This window comes from Scytonema hofmannii PCC 7110 (genome assembly GCF_000346485.2).
In the GTDB taxonomy this organism is placed as follows: Bacteria; Cyanobacteriota; Cyanobacteriia; order Cyanobacteriales; family Nostocaceae; genus Scytonema; species Scytonema hofmannii.
The window spans coordinates 8,321,704-8,337,887 of the sequence record NZ_KQ976354.1; the positions used below are offsets into that span (position 1 = coordinate 8,321,704).

Annotated in this window: 17 protein-coding genes; 15 read left to right on the forward strand and 2 right to left on the reverse strand. The window is 42.5% G+C overall.

Translation table 11 applies throughout. The features are described from left to right. Positions 1 to 20 precede the first annotated feature (20 nt). From WA1_RS35185 to WA1_RS35215, 7 genes are all read left to right on the forward strand, one after another. Positions 21 to 1,688, forward strand: coding sequence for a response regulator (locus WA1_RS35185; RefSeq protein ID WP_017745947.1), 1,668 nt, complete (start codon positions 21 to 23; stop codon positions 1,686 to 1,688). A 303-nt stretch (positions 1,689 to 1,991) separates the two neighbouring features. Further along, positions 1,992 to 2,621, forward strand: a complete 630-nt coding sequence (locus tag WA1_RS35190; RefSeq protein ID WP_017745946.1) for a Uma2 family endonuclease — start codon at positions 1,992 to 1,994, stop codon at positions 2,619 to 2,621. Between the two features lie 310 nt (positions 2,622 to 2,931). Beyond that, positions 2,932 to 3,450, forward strand: coding sequence for a hypothetical protein (locus tag WA1_RS35195; protein WP_017745945.1), 519 nt, complete (start codon positions 2,932 to 2,934; stop codon positions 3,448 to 3,450). 157 nt (positions 3,451 to 3,607) lie between these two features. Continuing rightward, positions 3,608 to 3,826: a type II toxin-antitoxin system Phd/YefM family antitoxin gene (locus tag WA1_RS35200; RefSeq protein WP_017745944.1), complete on the forward strand. Its 219-nt coding sequence runs from the start codon at positions 3,608 to 3,610 to the stop codon at positions 3,824 to 3,826. A gap of 81 nt (positions 3,827 to 3,907) precedes the next feature. Next, a complete protein-coding gene (locus WA1_RS35205) occupies positions 3,908 to 5,296 on the forward strand; it encodes an ATP-binding protein (protein ID WP_017745943.1) in 1,389 nt (462 codons plus the stop codon). Positions 5,297 to 5,379: 83 nt separating this feature from the next. Continuing rightward, entirely contained in the window at positions 5,380 to 6,819 is a 1,440-nt protein-coding gene (locus WA1_RS35210) for an ATP-binding protein (protein WP_017745942.1), read from the forward strand. Between the two features lie 46 nt (positions 6,820 to 6,865). After that, a complete protein-coding gene (locus WA1_RS35215; protein ID WP_017745941.1) occupies positions 6,866 to 7,324 on the forward strand; it encodes a hypothetical protein in 459 nt (152 codons plus the stop codon). Here WA1_RS35215 and WA1_RS35220 read toward each other — a convergent pair. After that, positions 7,321 to 8,226, reverse strand: a complete 906-nt coding sequence (locus tag WA1_RS35220; protein ID WP_026134944.1) for an AraC family transcriptional regulator — start codon at positions 8,224 to 8,226, stop codon at positions 7,321 to 7,323. The genes WA1_RS35215 and WA1_RS35220 overlap by 4 nt on opposite strands. 143 nt (positions 8,227 to 8,369) lie before the next feature. Here WA1_RS35220 and WA1_RS35225 point away from each other — a divergent pair, with 143 nt between their 5' ends. Further along, positions 8,370 to 8,783 (forward strand): thiol-disulfide oxidoreductase DCC family protein, encoded by a 414-nt coding sequence (locus WA1_RS35225; RefSeq protein ID WP_026134943.1) that lies wholly within the window; start codon positions 8,370 to 8,372, stop codon positions 8,781 to 8,783. Positions 8,784 to 8,886: 103 nt separating this feature from the next. Here WA1_RS35225 and WA1_RS35230 read toward each other — a convergent pair whose 3' ends face one another. Beyond that, a complete protein-coding gene (locus tag WA1_RS35230) occupies positions 8,887 to 9,306 on the reverse strand; it encodes a hypothetical protein (protein WP_026134942.1) in 420 nt (139 codons plus the stop codon). 376 nt (positions 9,307 to 9,682) lie between these two features. Between WA1_RS35230 and psbQ the strand changes: the two genes are divergently transcribed. The 7 genes from psbQ (at position 9,683) to WA1_RS35265 (ending at position 16,182) form a co-directional block, all read left to right on the forward strand. Then, positions 9,683 to 10,150, forward strand: a complete 468-nt coding sequence (psbQ, locus tag WA1_RS35235; protein WP_017745937.1) for a photosystem II protein PsbQ — start codon at positions 9,683 to 9,685, stop codon at positions 10,148 to 10,150. 107 nt (positions 10,151 to 10,257) lie between these two features. Next, positions 10,258 to 11,355 (forward strand): NAD(P)/FAD-dependent oxidoreductase, encoded by a 1,098-nt coding sequence (locus WA1_RS35240; protein ID WP_026134941.1) that lies wholly within the window; start codon positions 10,258 to 10,260, stop codon positions 11,353 to 11,355. Between the two features lie 131 nt (positions 11,356 to 11,486). Then, positions 11,487 to 12,326: an alpha/beta fold hydrolase gene (locus tag WA1_RS35245; RefSeq protein WP_066613122.1), complete on the forward strand. Its 840-nt coding sequence runs from the start codon at positions 11,487 to 11,489 to the stop codon at positions 12,324 to 12,326. A gap of 208 nt (positions 12,327 to 12,534) precedes the next feature. Beyond that, a complete protein-coding gene (gene hemJ, locus WA1_RS35250; RefSeq protein WP_017745933.1) occupies positions 12,535 to 13,101 on the forward strand; it encodes a protoporphyrinogen oxidase HemJ in 567 nt (188 codons plus the stop codon). 163 nt (positions 13,102 to 13,264) lie between these two features. Then, a complete protein-coding gene (gene coaE, locus WA1_RS35255) occupies positions 13,265 to 13,864 on the forward strand; it encodes a dephospho-CoA kinase (protein WP_017745932.1) in 600 nt (199 codons plus the stop codon). 145 nt (positions 13,865 to 14,009) lie between these two features. After that, on the forward strand, positions 14,010 to 14,789 hold the full coding sequence (locus WA1_RS35260) for an NAD(P)/FAD-dependent oxidoreductase (RefSeq protein WP_017745931.1): 780 nt from the start codon (positions 14,010 to 14,012) through the stop codon (positions 14,787 to 14,789). Positions 14,790 to 14,988: 199 nt separating this feature from the next. After that, a complete protein-coding gene (locus tag WA1_RS35265) occupies positions 14,989 to 16,182 on the forward strand; it encodes an XRE family transcriptional regulator (RefSeq protein WP_017745930.1) in 1,194 nt (397 codons plus the stop codon). The last annotated feature ends 2 nt before the right edge of the window (positions 16,183 to 16,184 follow it).

Consider the following 16,184-nt stretch of genomic DNA (forward strand, 5'->3'; position numbering starts at 1 on the left):
AGGGAGGTTGTCAAAGCGCTATGGCTCCGAAACCTGTAATTATGACGGTGGACGACGATCCAGAAGTTTTACAAGCTGTGGCGCGGGATCTACGCCAAGAATATGGCGATCGCTTCAGAATCATCCGCGCCGAATCTGGTGCTAGTGCGATCGAAGCGTTAGAACAACTCAAACTCCGCAATCAGCCAGTGGCATTATTTTTAGTCGATCAACGGATGCCACAAATGTCTGGAGTGGAATTTTTGGAACAAGCAATGTCAATGTTTCCTGATGCAAAACGGGCATTATTGACTGCTTATGCAGATACTGATGCTGCCATTCGCGCTATCAACACCACCAAAATCGATTACTACTTGATGAAACCGTGGGACCCACCAGAAGAACGTTTGTACCCAGTGCTTGACGATTTGTTGGATTACTGGGTAGCAGATTTCCGTCCACCATTTGAAGGCATTCGTGTCATTGGCAACCGTTGGTCTCCCCATTCCCATCAACTAAAGGACTTTTTAGCACGAAATCAACTGCCTTATCAGTGGTTGGATATTGAGCTATCGGAAGAAGCACAAAAATTAGTTGAATATGCTGAGTGCGATCAATTACAATTACCTCTCGTTCTTTTTGCTGACGGTTCCAATCTCATACAGCCAACCAACCTCCAGGTTGCTGAGAAAATGGGGCTGCGGACTCAAGCAGAAAAGCCATTTTACGATTTAATTATCATTGGTGGCGGACCTGCGGGTTTAGCAGCTGCGGTATATGGAGCATCAGAAGGGTTACGCACCGTGATGATTGAACGAGAAGCTCCTGGAGGTCAAGCAGGCACAAGTTCGCGTATTGAAAATTACCTTGGTTTTCCTGTGGGGTTGAGTGGGGGAGACTTAGCGCGACGTGCTGTCACGCAGGCAAAACGCTTTGGTGTTGAGATTCTAACACCACAAGAAGTTACGGGTATTCGATTACAAGACCAGTATCGAATTGTACAATTAGGAGATGGGAATGAAATCAGTTGCCATGCCATGATTTTGGCATTAGGTGTATCGTGGCGGCGGTTAGATATTCCTGGGCTAGAACGTTTGACAGGCGCAGGGGTTTACTACGGTGCGGCGCAGAGTGAAGCTTTGAGTTGCCAAGGAGAAGAAGTATACATCATTGGAGGCGCAAACTCTGCAGGACAAGCAGCAATGTACTTTTCTCGGTACGCCAAGCACATCACCATGTTAGTACGTGCTGATTCTTTGACAAAGAGTATGTCGCAATACTTAATCGACCAAATTGCAGAAACACCAAATATTACAGTAAAAACACAGACTAGTGTGATAGAAGTAAAAGGCGAGACAAGTTTAGAAGCAATGACTCTTCAAAACTCCTTAACTGGTGAAACACAAACTGTTCGTGCAACTTCTTTGTTTATTTTTATTGGCGCAGTTCCTCGTACCGACTGGTTAGATGGAGCGATCGCAAGAGACGAACGAGGTTACATTTTAACAGGTTCAGACTTGCAAAAAGATGGGAGTCCCATTAAAGGATGGACATTAGAACGCGATCCCTTTTTACTAGAGACAAACATCCCCGGTATTTTTGCAGTAGGAGATGTGCGCCATGGTTCGATAAAGCGAGTTGCTTCCGGAGTCGGAGAGGGGTCAATTTGCGTTCAGTTTGTTCATCGCTACCTCAGCAACGTGTTGTAAGCATACATTACGTAGGTTGGGTTGAGGAACGAAACCCAACATTGAACCCTTATTGTGAGATTTCGTTGCTCAATCAAACCCACGATGTCTTAATGTTTACTTTATAAATCATCTCTTAGAGGTTAGTAGGGGCGCAAGGCATTGCGCCCGTACAGTCGTTAATTGTTAAAATAAAAAAATATAGCAATTCTCATATTGTGAGGTACAGGAAGAAAAAATTAACCGCACCCTGTAGCGGATGGACGCAGATGAATTTGTACTTCCGTAGAGTCAGAAACGTTATTTAGATGGGAGACTTTTATTATGGTCACAACCATAACACCCGCAGAAACCAGAACCATACTTGAAAACATTAGCTGGCAAACGTTCAAAAGTATGCTGGCTGACATGGGATCGGGGCGTAACACCAGACTCGCTTATGACAATGGAATAGTAGAAATTATGTCTCCACATAAGGCACATGAAAACCCCAACCGCTTAATCGAAGCTTTTATTGGGGTGTTATGTGAAGAACTGGGCTTGGAAATTAGCCGCACTGGCTCGCTGACTTTAACAAGAGATGACTTGGAGAAGGGAGGGGAGCCAGACAGTAGCTACTACATTCAAAATGAGTTCTTAGTTAGAGATAAGGAAAAAATAGATTTAAGCGAAGATCCACCACCAGATCTTGTACTTGAAGTGGAGTACTCACGTTCTGCCGTAAATAAATTGAATCTTTACGCAGCAATTGGCATCCCTGAATTCTGGCGGTACAACGGTAGTATCCTGCGGATTTACAGACTCAGTGGCAAGCAATATTCAGAAGTTCAAAGTAGTCCTACCTTTGCCCCTGTACCAGTGAAAGAAATTCCTCAATTTATTGAAGCGGCTAGAAAAAATGGGGAAATGGCAACGACTCGTGCTTTCCGTACTTGGGTTAAGAGCTTAATATGAGCGACTACTTTTTAAGGACTATAGCAGTCCTATTTGATAGGTAAAACTGATTAACCGCCTTCGGATAGCGTATCCGTAAGGACATAGACGAAAAGAGCAAGGGAGAAAAGAGAGAACAGAGAATTTTACAAATGATTTAGGATTGCTATATATGTAATGAGGCTGTACTCTTCGTTTTCACCATCGTGACCTCAATGTTAGAGCCATGTTAAAGAAATTTATACATTTAGATGGCTAGTGAATTTATTTTTTCTCTTTAATTTAAAATATTTTTGGTCAACAAAGTCTTCATAAGGTCAAGAAAAATTTCATGTTTACGAAAAGCTGGCTCAGTTGGTTTTGGCAGTCGGGACTTGTGGGTTTGTTGACTTTAATGGGAGTGGGAGAAGGTGCGTTTGGGGGCGTCGAGTCGAAAACACTGGCTCAGTCTAACCAAACTTCCTCAGTAGGAACTGTAGTTACAGTTAACGGTAACGTCTTTGAAATTACAGGAGGTACGACCGTTGGTGTACAAACTGGAGCAGTTGGCAATGGTGGTCACATTACTCTTCAAACTGGTTCAGTGTCTTTATTTGGAGGTGGGCAGCTCAATGCAAATATGTTTGGACAGGGCAAGGCAGGTAATATTTCTATTCAGGCTACGGATGCTGTCTCCCTAAGAAATGCCTTTGTCTTTAGCAACCTGGGACCAGGCGGTGAAGGTCAGGGGGGAGATATTCGCTTAAGTGCTAGGTCGCTTTCTTTGACTGATGGTACTCAATTAGTTGCTAGTTCTGGCGGACGTGGAAACGCTGGCAATATCTTTTGCCTAATGGAAAACTTGTTTTGAGTCGAGAGTGCTCTCAATAGTATTCCCGATCTTTCGTTTTGGTCGTTGGACAGATAAGATAAGACGTCTGGTTCACAAAAACTTTTTAGAAATGGAGTTGTTTGGCATTTCTGAAAAACTAATGTCAAAATTGATTGATGAGTAAGAGGTAACAGCCATGCAGGAAATAACTCTCGCTGAAGCGTCTAAAAACTTGCCGGAATTAATTGAAGCTGTGAAGAGTGGAGAAGAAATTGTCATCACAGAAGACAATAAGCCCGTTGTCCAACTCACTCTTGTATTGCCTGTTAAGCGTCGTCCTCTATTTGGAAGCGCTAAAGACTTGATTACAGTATCAGATGATTTTGACGAACCATTAGAGGACTTTAAGGAATAGTTTTGAGTGCTGATTCAGCCTTTGATACCTATTCAATTCAGCGACTTTGGTAATTAAAAATATTCTTATAAAGGAATTGCCATGCTGCACGATCCAAATCAAATGATGCTGTTTCCTAAGTTGCCAGATGAAGCTTTGGAGGAAATGAAGCAGCATGGTACGGAAATAGAACTCCATGTAGATGATGTCCTTTTTAATGAAGGTGATTCCGACTATTGCTTTCATGTCGTCCTTGAAGGTGAAATCGAAATTGCAAAGCAAGTTGGTAAAGAGACGAGAGTGCTAACTGTTCACCGATCAGGTGAATTCATGGGTGAAATTTCCATGCTGACTGGTGCAAGTTCTATTGCTACCGCCCGTGCGATCGCACCCAGTCGAGTTTTGCGAATTGAAATAGATATGTTCAGACATATCCTTGCCGAATGTTCGCCTCTAGCTGACACAATTCTAACAGCTATGGCAGGACGCACTCAAGATGTAGAAGCACAACTCAGGCAACAAGAGAAAATGGCAGCATTGGGTAAAATGTCAGCAGGTCTTGCTCATGAATTGAATAATCCAGGGGCTGCGGCGCGACGGGCGGCTTGCCAATTGCGCGAGAACTTTCAAGATTTACAAACTATATCTCTCAAACTTAATTTACTTTCTAGAGAGCAAATTAAAATTATTACCGATATTCAATATCAAGCCACAGATAACGCTACTCGTGCAGCTAAACTCGATCCCCTGACTCAAAGCGACAAAGAAGACGAAATCACAGACTGGTTGGAAGACCATAATATCAACAATGCCTGGAAACTTGCCCCCACATTAGTTAATGGCTTTTTAGATGTTGAAAAGCTGGATTTTCTTGCTGATAATATTCCTAGTGAGTGTCTTGGCAGTGTTCTGAAATGGCTGGAAGCGTCATTGGCATCTTATGGGCTGATCGATGAAATTGAACAAAGCACAACTCGTATTTCCGATTTGGTTAAAGCCATTAAGGGCTATTCCTACATGGATCGAGCACCTTTACAGGAAATAGATTTACACGAGGGAATTGAAAATACTTTACTTATCCTGCACCATCGGCTAAAACATGGAGTCATTGTAAACCGCGATTACGATCGCACTCTACCAAAAATTTGTGTTTATGCAGGTGAACTGAACCAAGTGTGGACAAATTTGATTGACAATGCCATAGATGCAATGAATGGCAAAGGAGATTTGACAATTCGTACTTATAAAGACAGTGATTGTCTGGTGGTAGAAATCATTGATACAGGAGCAGGTATTCCACTAGCAATTCAATCCCGAATTTTTGAACCATTTTTTACAACTAAAGGAGTCGGTAAAGGAACTGGATTGGGTTTAGAAATTGCCTATCGTATTGTTGTTAATAGACATCACGGTAACATTAACTTTAAATCTCAACAGGGTCATACCTGCTTTCAAATTCGTTTACCTTTAACAGTGACCAGTGACCAGTGACCAGTGACCAGTAATCAGTGACCAGTAATCAGTGACCAGTGACCAGTCGCAAATGACAAATGACAAATGACAAATGATAAATCATGTTAGATATCAACACTTTACGCGAAGTTCCACTCTTTGCCAAACTATCAAATAAACAGTTACAATGGTTGCTTGATGAAGGGGTAGAAGTATGGCGGCAACCTGGTGAAGTTCATCGTTCTGAGGGCGAACCTGCTAACCATGTTTTTATATTGCTTGAAGGTCAAATAAAAATTACACAGAAAATTGGCAATCAAGAAATTTTGTTAGCGATTTATGATGCAAAAACTCTGTTTGGAGAATTGCCTGTTTTGATGGGTCAGGAATACTTTTGGGCAAGCGGTCGCGCTGTAACTCGCTGTCATATTTTTCAATTGACCAACAAAACATTTTGGGAAATGCTTTCTAGCTGCACTTGCGTCATGACTTCGATTTTACGGACAATGGCAGAACGTTTGCAAGAAGTACAAACAATATCGCAGCATCGTGACAGGTTAGTATCACTGGGTACTTTAGCGGCTGGTTTAGCACACGAGTTGAACAATCCTGCTTCTGCATGTCGCAGGGCTGCGGGTCAACTGCGTCAAACAAGACAGGTGTTGCAACCACTGACAATTAAGCTCAACCAGCAACAAATGACCTGTACCCAAAAAGTTTTTGTGGCAGATTTGCAAAAAGATGCTATAGCTCGTGCAAGAACAGCAACAAAACTAGATCCGATCGCACAAAGCGATTTAGAGGAAGAATTCGTGCAATGGTTAGAAACATATGCTGTAAACAATCCTTGGAAACTTGCCGCAACTTTTGTGACATCAGGGCTAGATATTGAATGGTTAGAAAATGTTAGGAAAAATATTGATGAGGGGTTGCTTTATAATATTTTGGCTTGGATAGAGGTTACGCTGCAAGAGACTGGTTTGTTAGATGAAATAGACCACTGTACTGCACGAATTTCTACCCTCATTGAAGCAGTCAAAGACTATTCTTACATGGATAAAGCGGCACTTCAAGAAATAGATGTACACGAGGGGATCGAAAGTACTTTAACAATCTTAAATCATAAGCTCAAGCAGACTAATGTGGAAGTCATTCGGGAGTTTGACTGTGAAATACCGCGCATCTATGCTTACGGGAATGAACTCAATCAAGTTTGGACGAATTTGATAGATAATGCGATTGATGCGTTAGTACTGGGGACTAGGGACAAATCATCTCAATCTCCACTTCCAAGTCCCTTATCCCCAATCCCTAAAATTTGGATTCGTACAAGTTGTGAAAATGACTTTTTGTTCGTAGAAATTGCAGACAATGGACTTGGTATTGCTCAAGAGATTCAGTCTCACATTTTTGAGCCATTTTTTACTACTAAAGGTGTAGGTCAGGGAACAGGTTTGGGTTTACATATTGTCTATCGCATTGTTGTAGGACAACATCAAGGCGATATTCGGTTGTTTTCTCAGCCAGGAGATACTCGGTTTCAAATCAGGTTACCAATGTAATGGTAGAACAGTAGCTAAAGAAAGTTAATTTACAGGAGCATAATTGATGCTACGTCCAACACTAGGAGATTTTAGCAGCATTGTTTGTTTTAAGGCAGCAATTGAGGGCATGGAAGAAACTTTGGGCGAAAAGACGACTGCGATCGCATTAATGGCGGCGGGTCGCAATCGCGGTAAAAAGTTAGCACAAGAATTTGGCTTAGCAGGGACACGCATATCCTTAGATGATATTGCTGACAAGCTTAGACTAGCTTTAGGTCAAGATGGTACGCGCCTTTGTGTCATCGATAAAATCCTGTCTGAAGGCAATACTATCAAAGTTTACACTTCAGAAACGTTGTGTTCTGCGAACGAACCCCAAGGTTCAACTCGTCAATGTACCTACACTTTAGGCGCTGTTTGGGGCGCACTAGAGCTGCTTGTTGGTAAACGCTTGCAGGGAAAACACACCGAATCTGTACTGCGCGGCGGGACGCATGATGTATTTGAGTTTACTGAATTTTAAATTTTTACTTGTTTTCTATATGCCTTGGGTGTCGTACCTATTAATTTGCGAAAGACATTTGTAAAGTGGCTTTGGCTTTGAAAACCCACTTGTTGACATATCTGATCTATCGCTTCTTCTGTCTTCACTAATAATCTTTTGGATTTTTCTATTCTGGAATTCAAAACATATTGGTGAGGTGAAAAACCTGTTGATTGTTTAAATAACCTTGAGAAATGATATATGCTCATGCCTGCAACTGCTGCAATTTCAGTCAAAGTTAAATCTTTTTCTAAATTTTGATTTATATATTCAATAGCTTGTCGTAACTTTATATTCGAGAGACCTTCCGATTGTGTAGCAATCTTCGTAGAAGAGACAGCATACTGTTTAAGAATGTGAATGCAAAGAGTCGTTGCTAAGGATTCTATATAAATACGGCTACCTTTGTCTTGTGATTCTAGTTCTGACTTAAGTGCCAATCCTATATGATGAACTAACGGGTCTGGGGTAGCAAAATGAGGTAATATTTCTAGCTTATGCAAATCCACTGAGTCATAGAGAGCACGGGTAAACATGACCTCTTCTAAGCTGAGAACCAAAAATTCAACTTCTGAGTCCCAAGTGAATTTGTGATAGGTGTTTGCTGGAATAACTGCAACATCGCCATAGTTAATGCTTTCATATCGCGTATCACCGTTCAACACCCTTTTGGCGCTGAATGTCTGTTTTTCCAAGCTAATACCGATCGCATACTGTTGGGGACTGTGTTCTGGAGTCTCATGAGCAGGCTGCAAATGATGATCTAAACGAACACATTGCCAATTAGCACGGTAGCTTGAAGCAAGAGGAGATCGCGGTAGTATTTGTGCATATGCGTCTTCTTGAGCAAAATTCACACATATGATTTTCTCCTGTGGCATCGTTTTTTCCCCAGAAACGATTGCTTGAGTGAGCTTTACGCTGCGTTTGCCCTTTTAAACAGCCAAGATTGCTGTGTGGCTCAGCAAATAACTTAATGTTAAAAATATTAACATACTAAGCGTTAAAACACCCATAGACTCCTATGAGTTATTTTGTGATTTACGACGGAAACTGCAATCTCTGTGTCACCCTCGTGCAGATGCTGGAATCCCTTGACAGGGGACAATTGTTCCGCTACATTCCCATGCAGGATGAGCAAATGCGATCGCAATGGGGGATTACCGCGAGTGATTGTGAATTAGGCATGATTCTTCTAGATGCAAATGCCCCAGAAAGACGTTGGCAAGGCAGCGATGCTGCTGAAGAAATTGGAAAACTTCTACCTAATGGTAGTATTTTTGTAGATGCTTATCGTGCATTACCAGGAGTCAAATGGGCAGGCGATCGCATTTACGAACAGGTTCGCGACAACCGTTACACCATTTTTGGCAAGCGTTCTAGCACTTACGTATCATCGTACTGTGCTCATAAAAAATGTAACACCACTAACCACTAACCACTGTACGGGCGCGGCGGTCTTGCGCCCCTACCAATCACTCATGATGATAGGCGAGACGCCTGTCCCACACCACTAACCACTAACAACTAACAACCAACCACTAACCATTAAATATTTCTAAGACTTGGCGACAAAAAAGTTTTAGCTTGTCGCCGATTTCTGGGATAGGTTCAGATGCACCAACAAAATTCCAGTTTTCTACTGTAGAAAGTCGCCACTGTTCGCCAAGATGGTTGAAACCTGAGACTTCTAGCCCAATTGCACGACGTAAATTGCTAATAGGGTCATGATAAAATCGTATTTGAATTAAGATACTGCGGCTTTGCCAGGATTTACTAATACCTGGAAAATGAAAGCCAATGTCTATGGAATCTGGATCTATTAGTTCTCTGGTTTGCGGATCGTTTTTCCAGGGTTTGAGGTCAGATCTGGCGTCTGGAAACTCAAATTTGAATAAGTTAACGACCGTAGCAATCTTGCTGGCGAATTCAAGGTTTGTTGCCATCTCAGATGCATTCACGACATAACTCCTGTGTTGCTTTGACTCCTATGCGAGTGTGAAGACAGATAACCGCCCGTAAAGCTTGTTGTATTGGTGTTACAGATTATCAAGAAGCATTTCGTTTGGGCAACTCTACATGAGATTTTCCTGACAATCGCCGTCGCTGTTGTTCCAAAAACCTTGATTTGATATTTTAGAATTAGACAGCCTATCATATGCAATTTTACTGAAATTTTTCAAAGAAAAAGCAAAAATTGCCCTTTTGGTAGAGATGGTAAAGGAGTGTTGACGGATTTTCAGCAAAATCCCTTGTTGACAAGCACCTCGAAGATACCTTAGCGATATAAAATGACACTGATAGTTGGCAAAAACAGGCAAAATACAACTTTAGGTTATGGCGCGTTATCGCTCAATTCTGTCACTAGTTTTGGTATTGTTGGCAACATTCCTGGTTAGTTGTGGCGGTCCTTCAGTCGCAACAGCACCTCCAACTTACACCCCATCTCAGTTAGAGAAAATTCAAGAATATGTCCCTGAAGTTCTGGCTGTTCGCGATCGCGCGGCTGAACTGCAAAAGCTGATCCAAACACAACAGTGGGTAAAAGTCAGGAATTTTATCCACGGTCCAATGGCGGAAGCACGGTTGTCGATGAATTATATCGCATCCAATCTGCTACCCCAAGACCAAAAATCGGCTCGCGAGAAAGTGAAAAATTTGTTAGACCACCTGGTTAAAGTTGACCAAGCCGCTGAGGTCGCAAATTATCAACAAGCTGTGATTAACTCTCAAACGGCATTTACTGATATTGAGAACTTCCTCAAACTTGTTCCTCAACCCAGTACTCAGGCTGAGGAGAGTTAGCACCTGATAAGGTGAAGGAGTAGACAAGGGGATGAGGAGATGGGGAGATGGGGAAAATTTTACTCCCTCGCTCCCTCGCTCCCTCACTCCCTCACTCCTCAAAAGAGATGAAAGTATTGATTGTCGGTTGTGGTGTGGTTGGAGCAGCAATTGCTTATGAACTCAGCCAAGTTAAAGGGCTAAACATTACTGTTGTTGACCGCCAACCACCTGCTCAAGCCTCTACAGGGGCAGCTTTAGGCGTTTTAATGGGTATTATTAGCCAAAAAGTCAAAGGCAATGCTTGGCGAATGCGTCAAACAAGCCTTGAGCGTTATGAAACCCTCGTTCCTGAATTAGAAGCCCTTACGGGTCGTCAAATTCTTTTTAATCGCCAAGGCATTCTCCGTCTTTGCTTGTTGGGGGATAACACAGCCGAGTGGGAAAAGTTACAAGAAATTCGGCACTCTCAGGGTTTTCCCTTAGAAATTTGGGATGCGGTAAAACTCAAGCAGTTGTGTCCTCAAGTTAACAATGACAAAGCTATTGGTGCTGTTTACTCTCCTCGCGATCGCCAAATCGATCCTACAGCACTGACTTTGGCTTTGGTGGATGCTGCACGCCATCATGGTGTGATGTTTAAATTCGGTGTTGATGTTTTGGGTATAGAATCCTTTGAAAGGCGAGGTGATGAGCGTGACTATCACCTAGAGACAACAGAAGGAACAATTCCTTGCGATTGGTTAGTTATAGCAGCAGGGCTGGGTTCGTCTCCTCTACTGGTACAATTAAAGCAAGCGGTTGATATCCGCCCAGTTTTAGGACAAGCTTTACAAGTTCGCTTGACATCAACTCTTGGAAATCCCAACTTTCAACCAGTTATCACCGGAGATGATGTCCACATCGTTCCCGTTGGTGGTGGCGATTACTGGATAGGCGCAACTGTAGAATTTCCGACCGATAGTCAGGAGATAGCACCTGACAAAGAACTGTTGGAATCAGTCAGACAACAAGCGATCGCATTTTGTCCCGAATTAGCACTAGCCACAGTTACCCGCACGTGGTCGGGATTGCGTCCGCGCCCAGAAGGACGCCCTGCACCAGCGATTGGTCAGTTACCGGGATGCGAACGCGTCCTATACGCAACAGGTCACTACCGTAACGGCGTTTTACTGGCACCAGCAACTGCTTGCGCGATTCGTGAGATGATTGAAAAAACGAAATAACGCCTATCTTGCGATCGCAAGAGCGAATAGAATTCGCATCTACACAAACACAAACTGTCTGTGCGTGCTAACTTTTCATACCTTTTAAACTTTGCGCCTTTGCGCCTTTGCGTGAGGCATTTAAAATCACAATGACAATAACAGAAAACAAAATTCAAGCAGGGTCTTTAGAGTGGTTTTATCGTGAATCTTTACCAGTTGGTAGAACAGATTTGCTTCCCGTGTTGTTATTACATGGCCTAGTATCACAAAGTTATAGTTGGCGCAATATAATGCCAGCTTTAGCAGAACAAGGAACCAAATCCATTGCACCAGATTGGATTGGTTTTGGTTTTTCAGCCAAACCTGAGAAAAGAGATTTTGCTTACACACCTGATACTTTTATTAAGGCGTTAGAAGCATTTATCAAAGCCATAGAACTTGAACGATTTTCCCTGATTGTGCAAGGGTTTTTAGGTTCTGTTGGACTGCAGTATGCTTTGCGGCATCCAGAACAAATTGCCAATATAGTTATACTGAATACACCAGTTTCCAGTCAGGCAAAATTGCCTTGGAAAATTCAACAAATAGGTTTGCCTTTAGCAGGTGAGATGATCGCTCAAGACCCCTTACTTGTCGATCGCACTCTAGAAGGTGGGAGTCGGTATGTCATAAACGATAGCGATTTAGACGTTTACCGCAAACCTTATTTGAAAAGTTCTGCTTCTGGAAGAAGTCTTTTAGCAACGATTCGCAATTTGCAGTTAAACACAGCAATGGCGGAAATCGAATCAGGTTTTAAACAATGGCAACAGCCAATTTTAGTTCAATGGGGTACCACTGACCCTTGGTTATCCGTGGACATAGCACAAAATTTTGTGAATACGCTACCCCAAGGTGAATTAATTAAACTTAATGGCGGTGGACACTATCCACAAGAACACCATTCAGAACCTATTCTTCAAGACCTTTTACCTTTTGTGCGTGTTTGACCAGTGACCAGTGACCAGTGACCAGTGACCAGTGACCAGTGACCAGTGACCAGTGACCAGTGACCAGTGACCAGTGGTCAATGACAAAGGACAAATGACAAAGGACAAATGATAAATGACAAATTCACAAATTTAGATAGGATTGCTATATAGCACCTCGAAATTATTCACTTGTGCCAAAACAATCTTTTGACGGAGATAAAGATTCATGGCTTATTCTTGGTTTAAGGCTTTTCATATTGTTGGAATAGTGGTTTGGTTTGCTGGTTTGTTCTACTTGGTACGTCTTTTTATCTATCATCTGGAAGCTAATGAAGAACCAGAACCCGCACGGACGATACTAAAAAATCAGTATCAAATCATGGAAAAGCGTCTCTACAACATCATCACAAATCCAGGGATGTTCTTGACGGTAGCAATGGCAATCGGTTTATTAACTACGGAACCGGAAGTTCTCAAGCAAGGTTGGTTGCACGTCAAATTAGGATTTGTCGTTTTGTTGTTGGGATACCATCATTACTGCAAGCGCCTGATGAAGCAATTGGCAAAGGATGAATGCAAATGGAGTAGCCAGCAAATGCGGGCGTTGAATGAAGCACCGACAGTAATGTTGGTGGTGATTGTCCTGCTAGCTGTGTTCAAGAATAATCTCCCTACCGATATTACGGCTTGGGTTGTTGTTGGTTTAGTGATTTTTATGGCAGCAACTATCCAGTTATATGCAAGAAAGCGTCGTCTGGATAAGGAAAAGCTAACAGAACAAGTAACACAGTAGCAAACGAGTCGATCGCGCTGTTATCCAATACTACTCGCTTGGACAAATTTGCCTAATAACATCCTTCGTAGAGACGCGCCATGGCGCGTCTTTACATATTTGTAAATTTTTTTTCATTTTATATGCAAGAGGAAACAATATTCCCAGAAGTGGATTTGGATAGATGAGTAAACATATTATTGGATTAACTGGTGGTATAGCCACGGGCAAAACCACTGTTGCTAATTATTTGGCTAGTGCTTACAATTTAACGATTTTAGATGCAGATCTTTATGCTAGAGATGCTGTATCTACGGGTACGCCAATTCTTCAAGCGATCGCTCAACGTTACGGAGAACAAATTTTACTGGTAGATGGTAGCCTCAACCGTCAGAAACTGGGAGAGATAATTTTTCACAATCAAGAGGAACGCAACTGGGTAGAGGGTTTGATTCATCCTTACGTGCGCGATCGCTTTTTGCAAGAAATAGCCATATCAATTGCACAAACATTAGTCTTAGTTGTACCTTTACTATTTGAAGCAAAAATGACAGATTTAGTGACAGAAATTTGGGTAGTTAGTTGTTCTGAAGAACAGCAATTAGAAAGATTGATGCAACGGAACCATTTAACCTTAGAGCAAGCACAAGCTAGGATTCTCAGCCAAATGCCCATTACAGAAAAAGCTGCTCATGCAAATGTGATTTTAGATAACTCTTCCACTTTGGAAATGCTTCTCAAGCAGGTTGATACAGCGTTTATATCGTTACCACATATTAATTAAGTAGCCATCACGAACTGCGTACACCAGAACAGATTTTGCTGTAGTTCACTATCACGATACGCCAGCATCATAAATGCCACCGCCGCCGTCACCCCCCAGTCTAGATTCCGAGTTGTTACTGATAAGATTTCACTCTCAAAATAATATGCCTCTTTTAAAAACAGCGATTGATAGGGTCGCACAAAAAACTGTTAACAGTAGCTCTCATGCTATCGTCATCGGTGGCAGTATTGCTGGATTACTAGCTGCACGGGTGTTAGCAGACCACTTCAATCTAGTTACAATTTGTGAACGCGATCGCTTTTTAGTCAGCCTGATTGGTATAGGTGGAGACTATCCCCCCACAGATGAGGCTGGTTTTCTTAACTTTGCCCAAAGCCTGCGTAGCTCAGAAATTTATGAAGTTATTAAAAATAGCCAACCCCTCTCCCCCATCTATGGTTATCACCGCACAGAAAACTGCTGGCATCACTATGAGCGATTGTCACGTTTCCCTGATAATTTGGTTGTGTTAGGTGATGCTTTTTGTGCTTTCAATCCTATCTACGGTCAGGGCATGACTGTCGCATCTCTCGGTGCTTTAACTCTAGACCAGTGCCTTAAGCAAAAAAACCAATCTAAAGGTTTGGCTCATCGCTTTCAAAAACAGTTAGCCAAAGTTAGTACTCTACCGTGGCTGATGGCAACTGGCGATGATTTTCGGTGGTCAACCACTAAAGGAAAACAACCAGGCTTGATAACCCGATTGATGCACTTGTATCTCGACCAAATTATGTTGGTTGCAGTCCACAATGCGTTTGTCTACAGAGTTCTGCTGGAAGTCACACATTTGCTTAAACCACCCACCGCATTTTTCCACCCTGCGATCGTGACACAAGTTTTAAAACAGACGATGAATCAGCGTGCTCAACCGTTTAAATTTTAATTCTTGCGCCAATCTGTGTAATTGCAGATTCGACTGCTCCTGAACCAATAGAACACAAAGCTTTGCAACTTAGGGCAGATATAGCCTTCACTCACATCTCGTTTTGACATTTTTTTTAAAAAAAACTCTTATATATTGACAATGTCAAAACAAGAAACTATCTTGAGAGTACAAACAAACTCCAACTGCCAGAAATGCTATGGCTACCAACATTCTGGACAATATCGATCTACGCAAACTGGGAGAACTTTTACAACAGGCGCGTAAGAAGTGCGGTATGACTCAGGCGGATGCAGCGAAGGTTATTGATACTGCACGTACTACTATCGTTGCTATTGAAAAAGGAGAACGTCGTCTCAAGCCAAATGAGTTAATTAAACTGGCTCGTGCTTACGGGCGAGATGTGAGTGACTTTGTTCGACAAGGTCTTGTTGTTGAGCCTTTCGAGGTTCAGTTTCGAGCCGCCTATAAGCTTAGCGAGCAAGAGTTCGGGCAAATCAACCCGACCATTCAGCGAATAGAGGAGCTATGTCGCAATTATCTAGAGCTTGAGAAGATTATGGATGCTCCGCTTCCTCGGAACTACCCTCAAGAGTATGACCTAACAAATATGCCCATAGAGGCTGCTGCGGAAAGCATTGCGATCGCAGAACGGCAACGACTTGGACTTGGAGACGGTCCTATTCCGCTCCTGCGAGATATTCTAGAACAGAGTGTAGGTATCCGAATTTTTTACCTAAAAATGCCAACAAAATACTCGGAAATTTATAGCTATGACGAGCAACTTGGTGGCTGTATAGCGATTAATTTAGATTGCACTGAAGAACGGCGGCGTTGGTTGATAGCGCATGGATACCTGCATTTTCTTACTCATCGACGAAAGCCTGTAGTTGATTTCGAGGGGCAATATCAGAGAATCCCGGAGAGTGAGCGACTAGCTAAGGCTTTTCCAAAATATTTTCTAATGCCTACAAGTGGTTTGCTTAGGCGATTTAATGATATGTATCGTACCCATAACAAGTTCACTCCAACTAATTTGTTCACTCTTGCTCACTACTATGGTGTATCCATAGAAGCTCTTGTTTATCGGTTGGAAGAGATGAGGCTTTTGCCATCTGGTACTTGGGATCGGTTGCGCGATCGAGGATTGAAAGTAAGGAAGGTACAACAAGAGCTAGGTTTAGAAGAAATCCAACAGCGAATTGATATAGTGCCCATTCACTATCAGCATCTTGCAATTGAGGCTTTAGATCGGGGACTGATTACTGAAGGGCGGTTTGCAAATTTCCTTGGCGTCGATCGCTTGGAAGCTCGGCGCATTGCAGAAACATTGCGGGAGCATTCGAGCGGGATGATAGAAGAAACTGCTCCTAACGATCTGCGGCAAGCATAGAG

Excerpts from the sequence above, each read along its gene's own strand:
- coaE (WP_017745932.1), top strand. The coding sequence starts at position 13,265 with ATGAGTAAACATATTATTGGATTAACTGGTGGTATAGCCACGGGCAAA.
- WA1_RS35265 (WP_017745930.1), top strand. The coding sequence starts at position 14,989 with ATGGCTACCAACATTCTGGACAATATCGATCTACGCAAACTGGGAGAA.
- WA1_RS35225 (WP_026134943.1), top strand. The coding sequence starts at position 8,370 with ATGAGTTATTTTGTGATTTACGACGGAAACTGCAATCTCTGTGTCACC.
- WA1_RS35195 (WP_017745945.1), top strand. The coding sequence starts at position 2,932 with ATGTTTACGAAAAGCTGGCTCAGTTGGTTTTGGCAGTCGGGACTTGTG.
- psbQ (WP_017745937.1), top strand. The coding sequence starts at position 9,683 with ATGGCGCGTTATCGCTCAATTCTGTCACTAGTTTTGGTATTGTTGGCA.
- WA1_RS35200 (WP_017745944.1), top strand. The coding sequence starts at position 3,608 with ATGCAGGAAATAACTCTCGCTGAAGCGTCTAAAAACTTGCCGGAATTA.
- WA1_RS35245 (WP_066613122.1), top strand. The coding sequence starts at position 11,487 with ATGACAATAACAGAAAACAAAATTCAAGCAGGGTCTTTAGAGTGGTTT.
- WA1_RS35240 (WP_026134941.1), top strand. The coding sequence starts at position 10,258 with ATGAAAGTATTGATTGTCGGTTGTGGTGTGGTTGGAGCAGCAATTGCT.
- WA1_RS35215 (WP_017745941.1), top strand. The coding sequence starts at position 6,866 with ATGCTACGTCCAACACTAGGAGATTTTAGCAGCATTGTTTGTTTTAAG.
- WA1_RS35190 (WP_017745946.1), top strand. The coding sequence starts at position 1,992 with ATGGTCACAACCATAACACCCGCAGAAACCAGAACCATACTTGAAAAC.
- WA1_RS35185 (WP_017745947.1), top strand. The coding sequence starts at position 21 with ATGGCTCCGAAACCTGTAATTATGACGGTGGACGACGATCCAGAAGTT.
- WA1_RS35220 (WP_026134944.1), bottom strand. The coding sequence starts at position 8,226 with ATGCCACAGGAGAAAATCATATGTGTGAATTTTGCTCAAGAAGACGCA.
- WA1_RS35210 (WP_017745942.1), top strand. The coding sequence starts at position 5,380 with ATGTTAGATATCAACACTTTACGCGAAGTTCCACTCTTTGCCAAACTA.
- WA1_RS35260 (WP_017745931.1), top strand. The coding sequence starts at position 14,010 with ATGCCTCTTTTAAAAACAGCGATTGATAGGGTCGCACAAAAAACTGTT.
- WA1_RS35205 (WP_017745943.1), top strand. The coding sequence starts at position 3,908 with ATGCTGCACGATCCAAATCAAATGATGCTGTTTCCTAAGTTGCCAGAT.
- hemJ (WP_017745933.1), top strand. The coding sequence starts at position 12,535 with ATGGCTTATTCTTGGTTTAAGGCTTTTCATATTGTTGGAATAGTGGTT.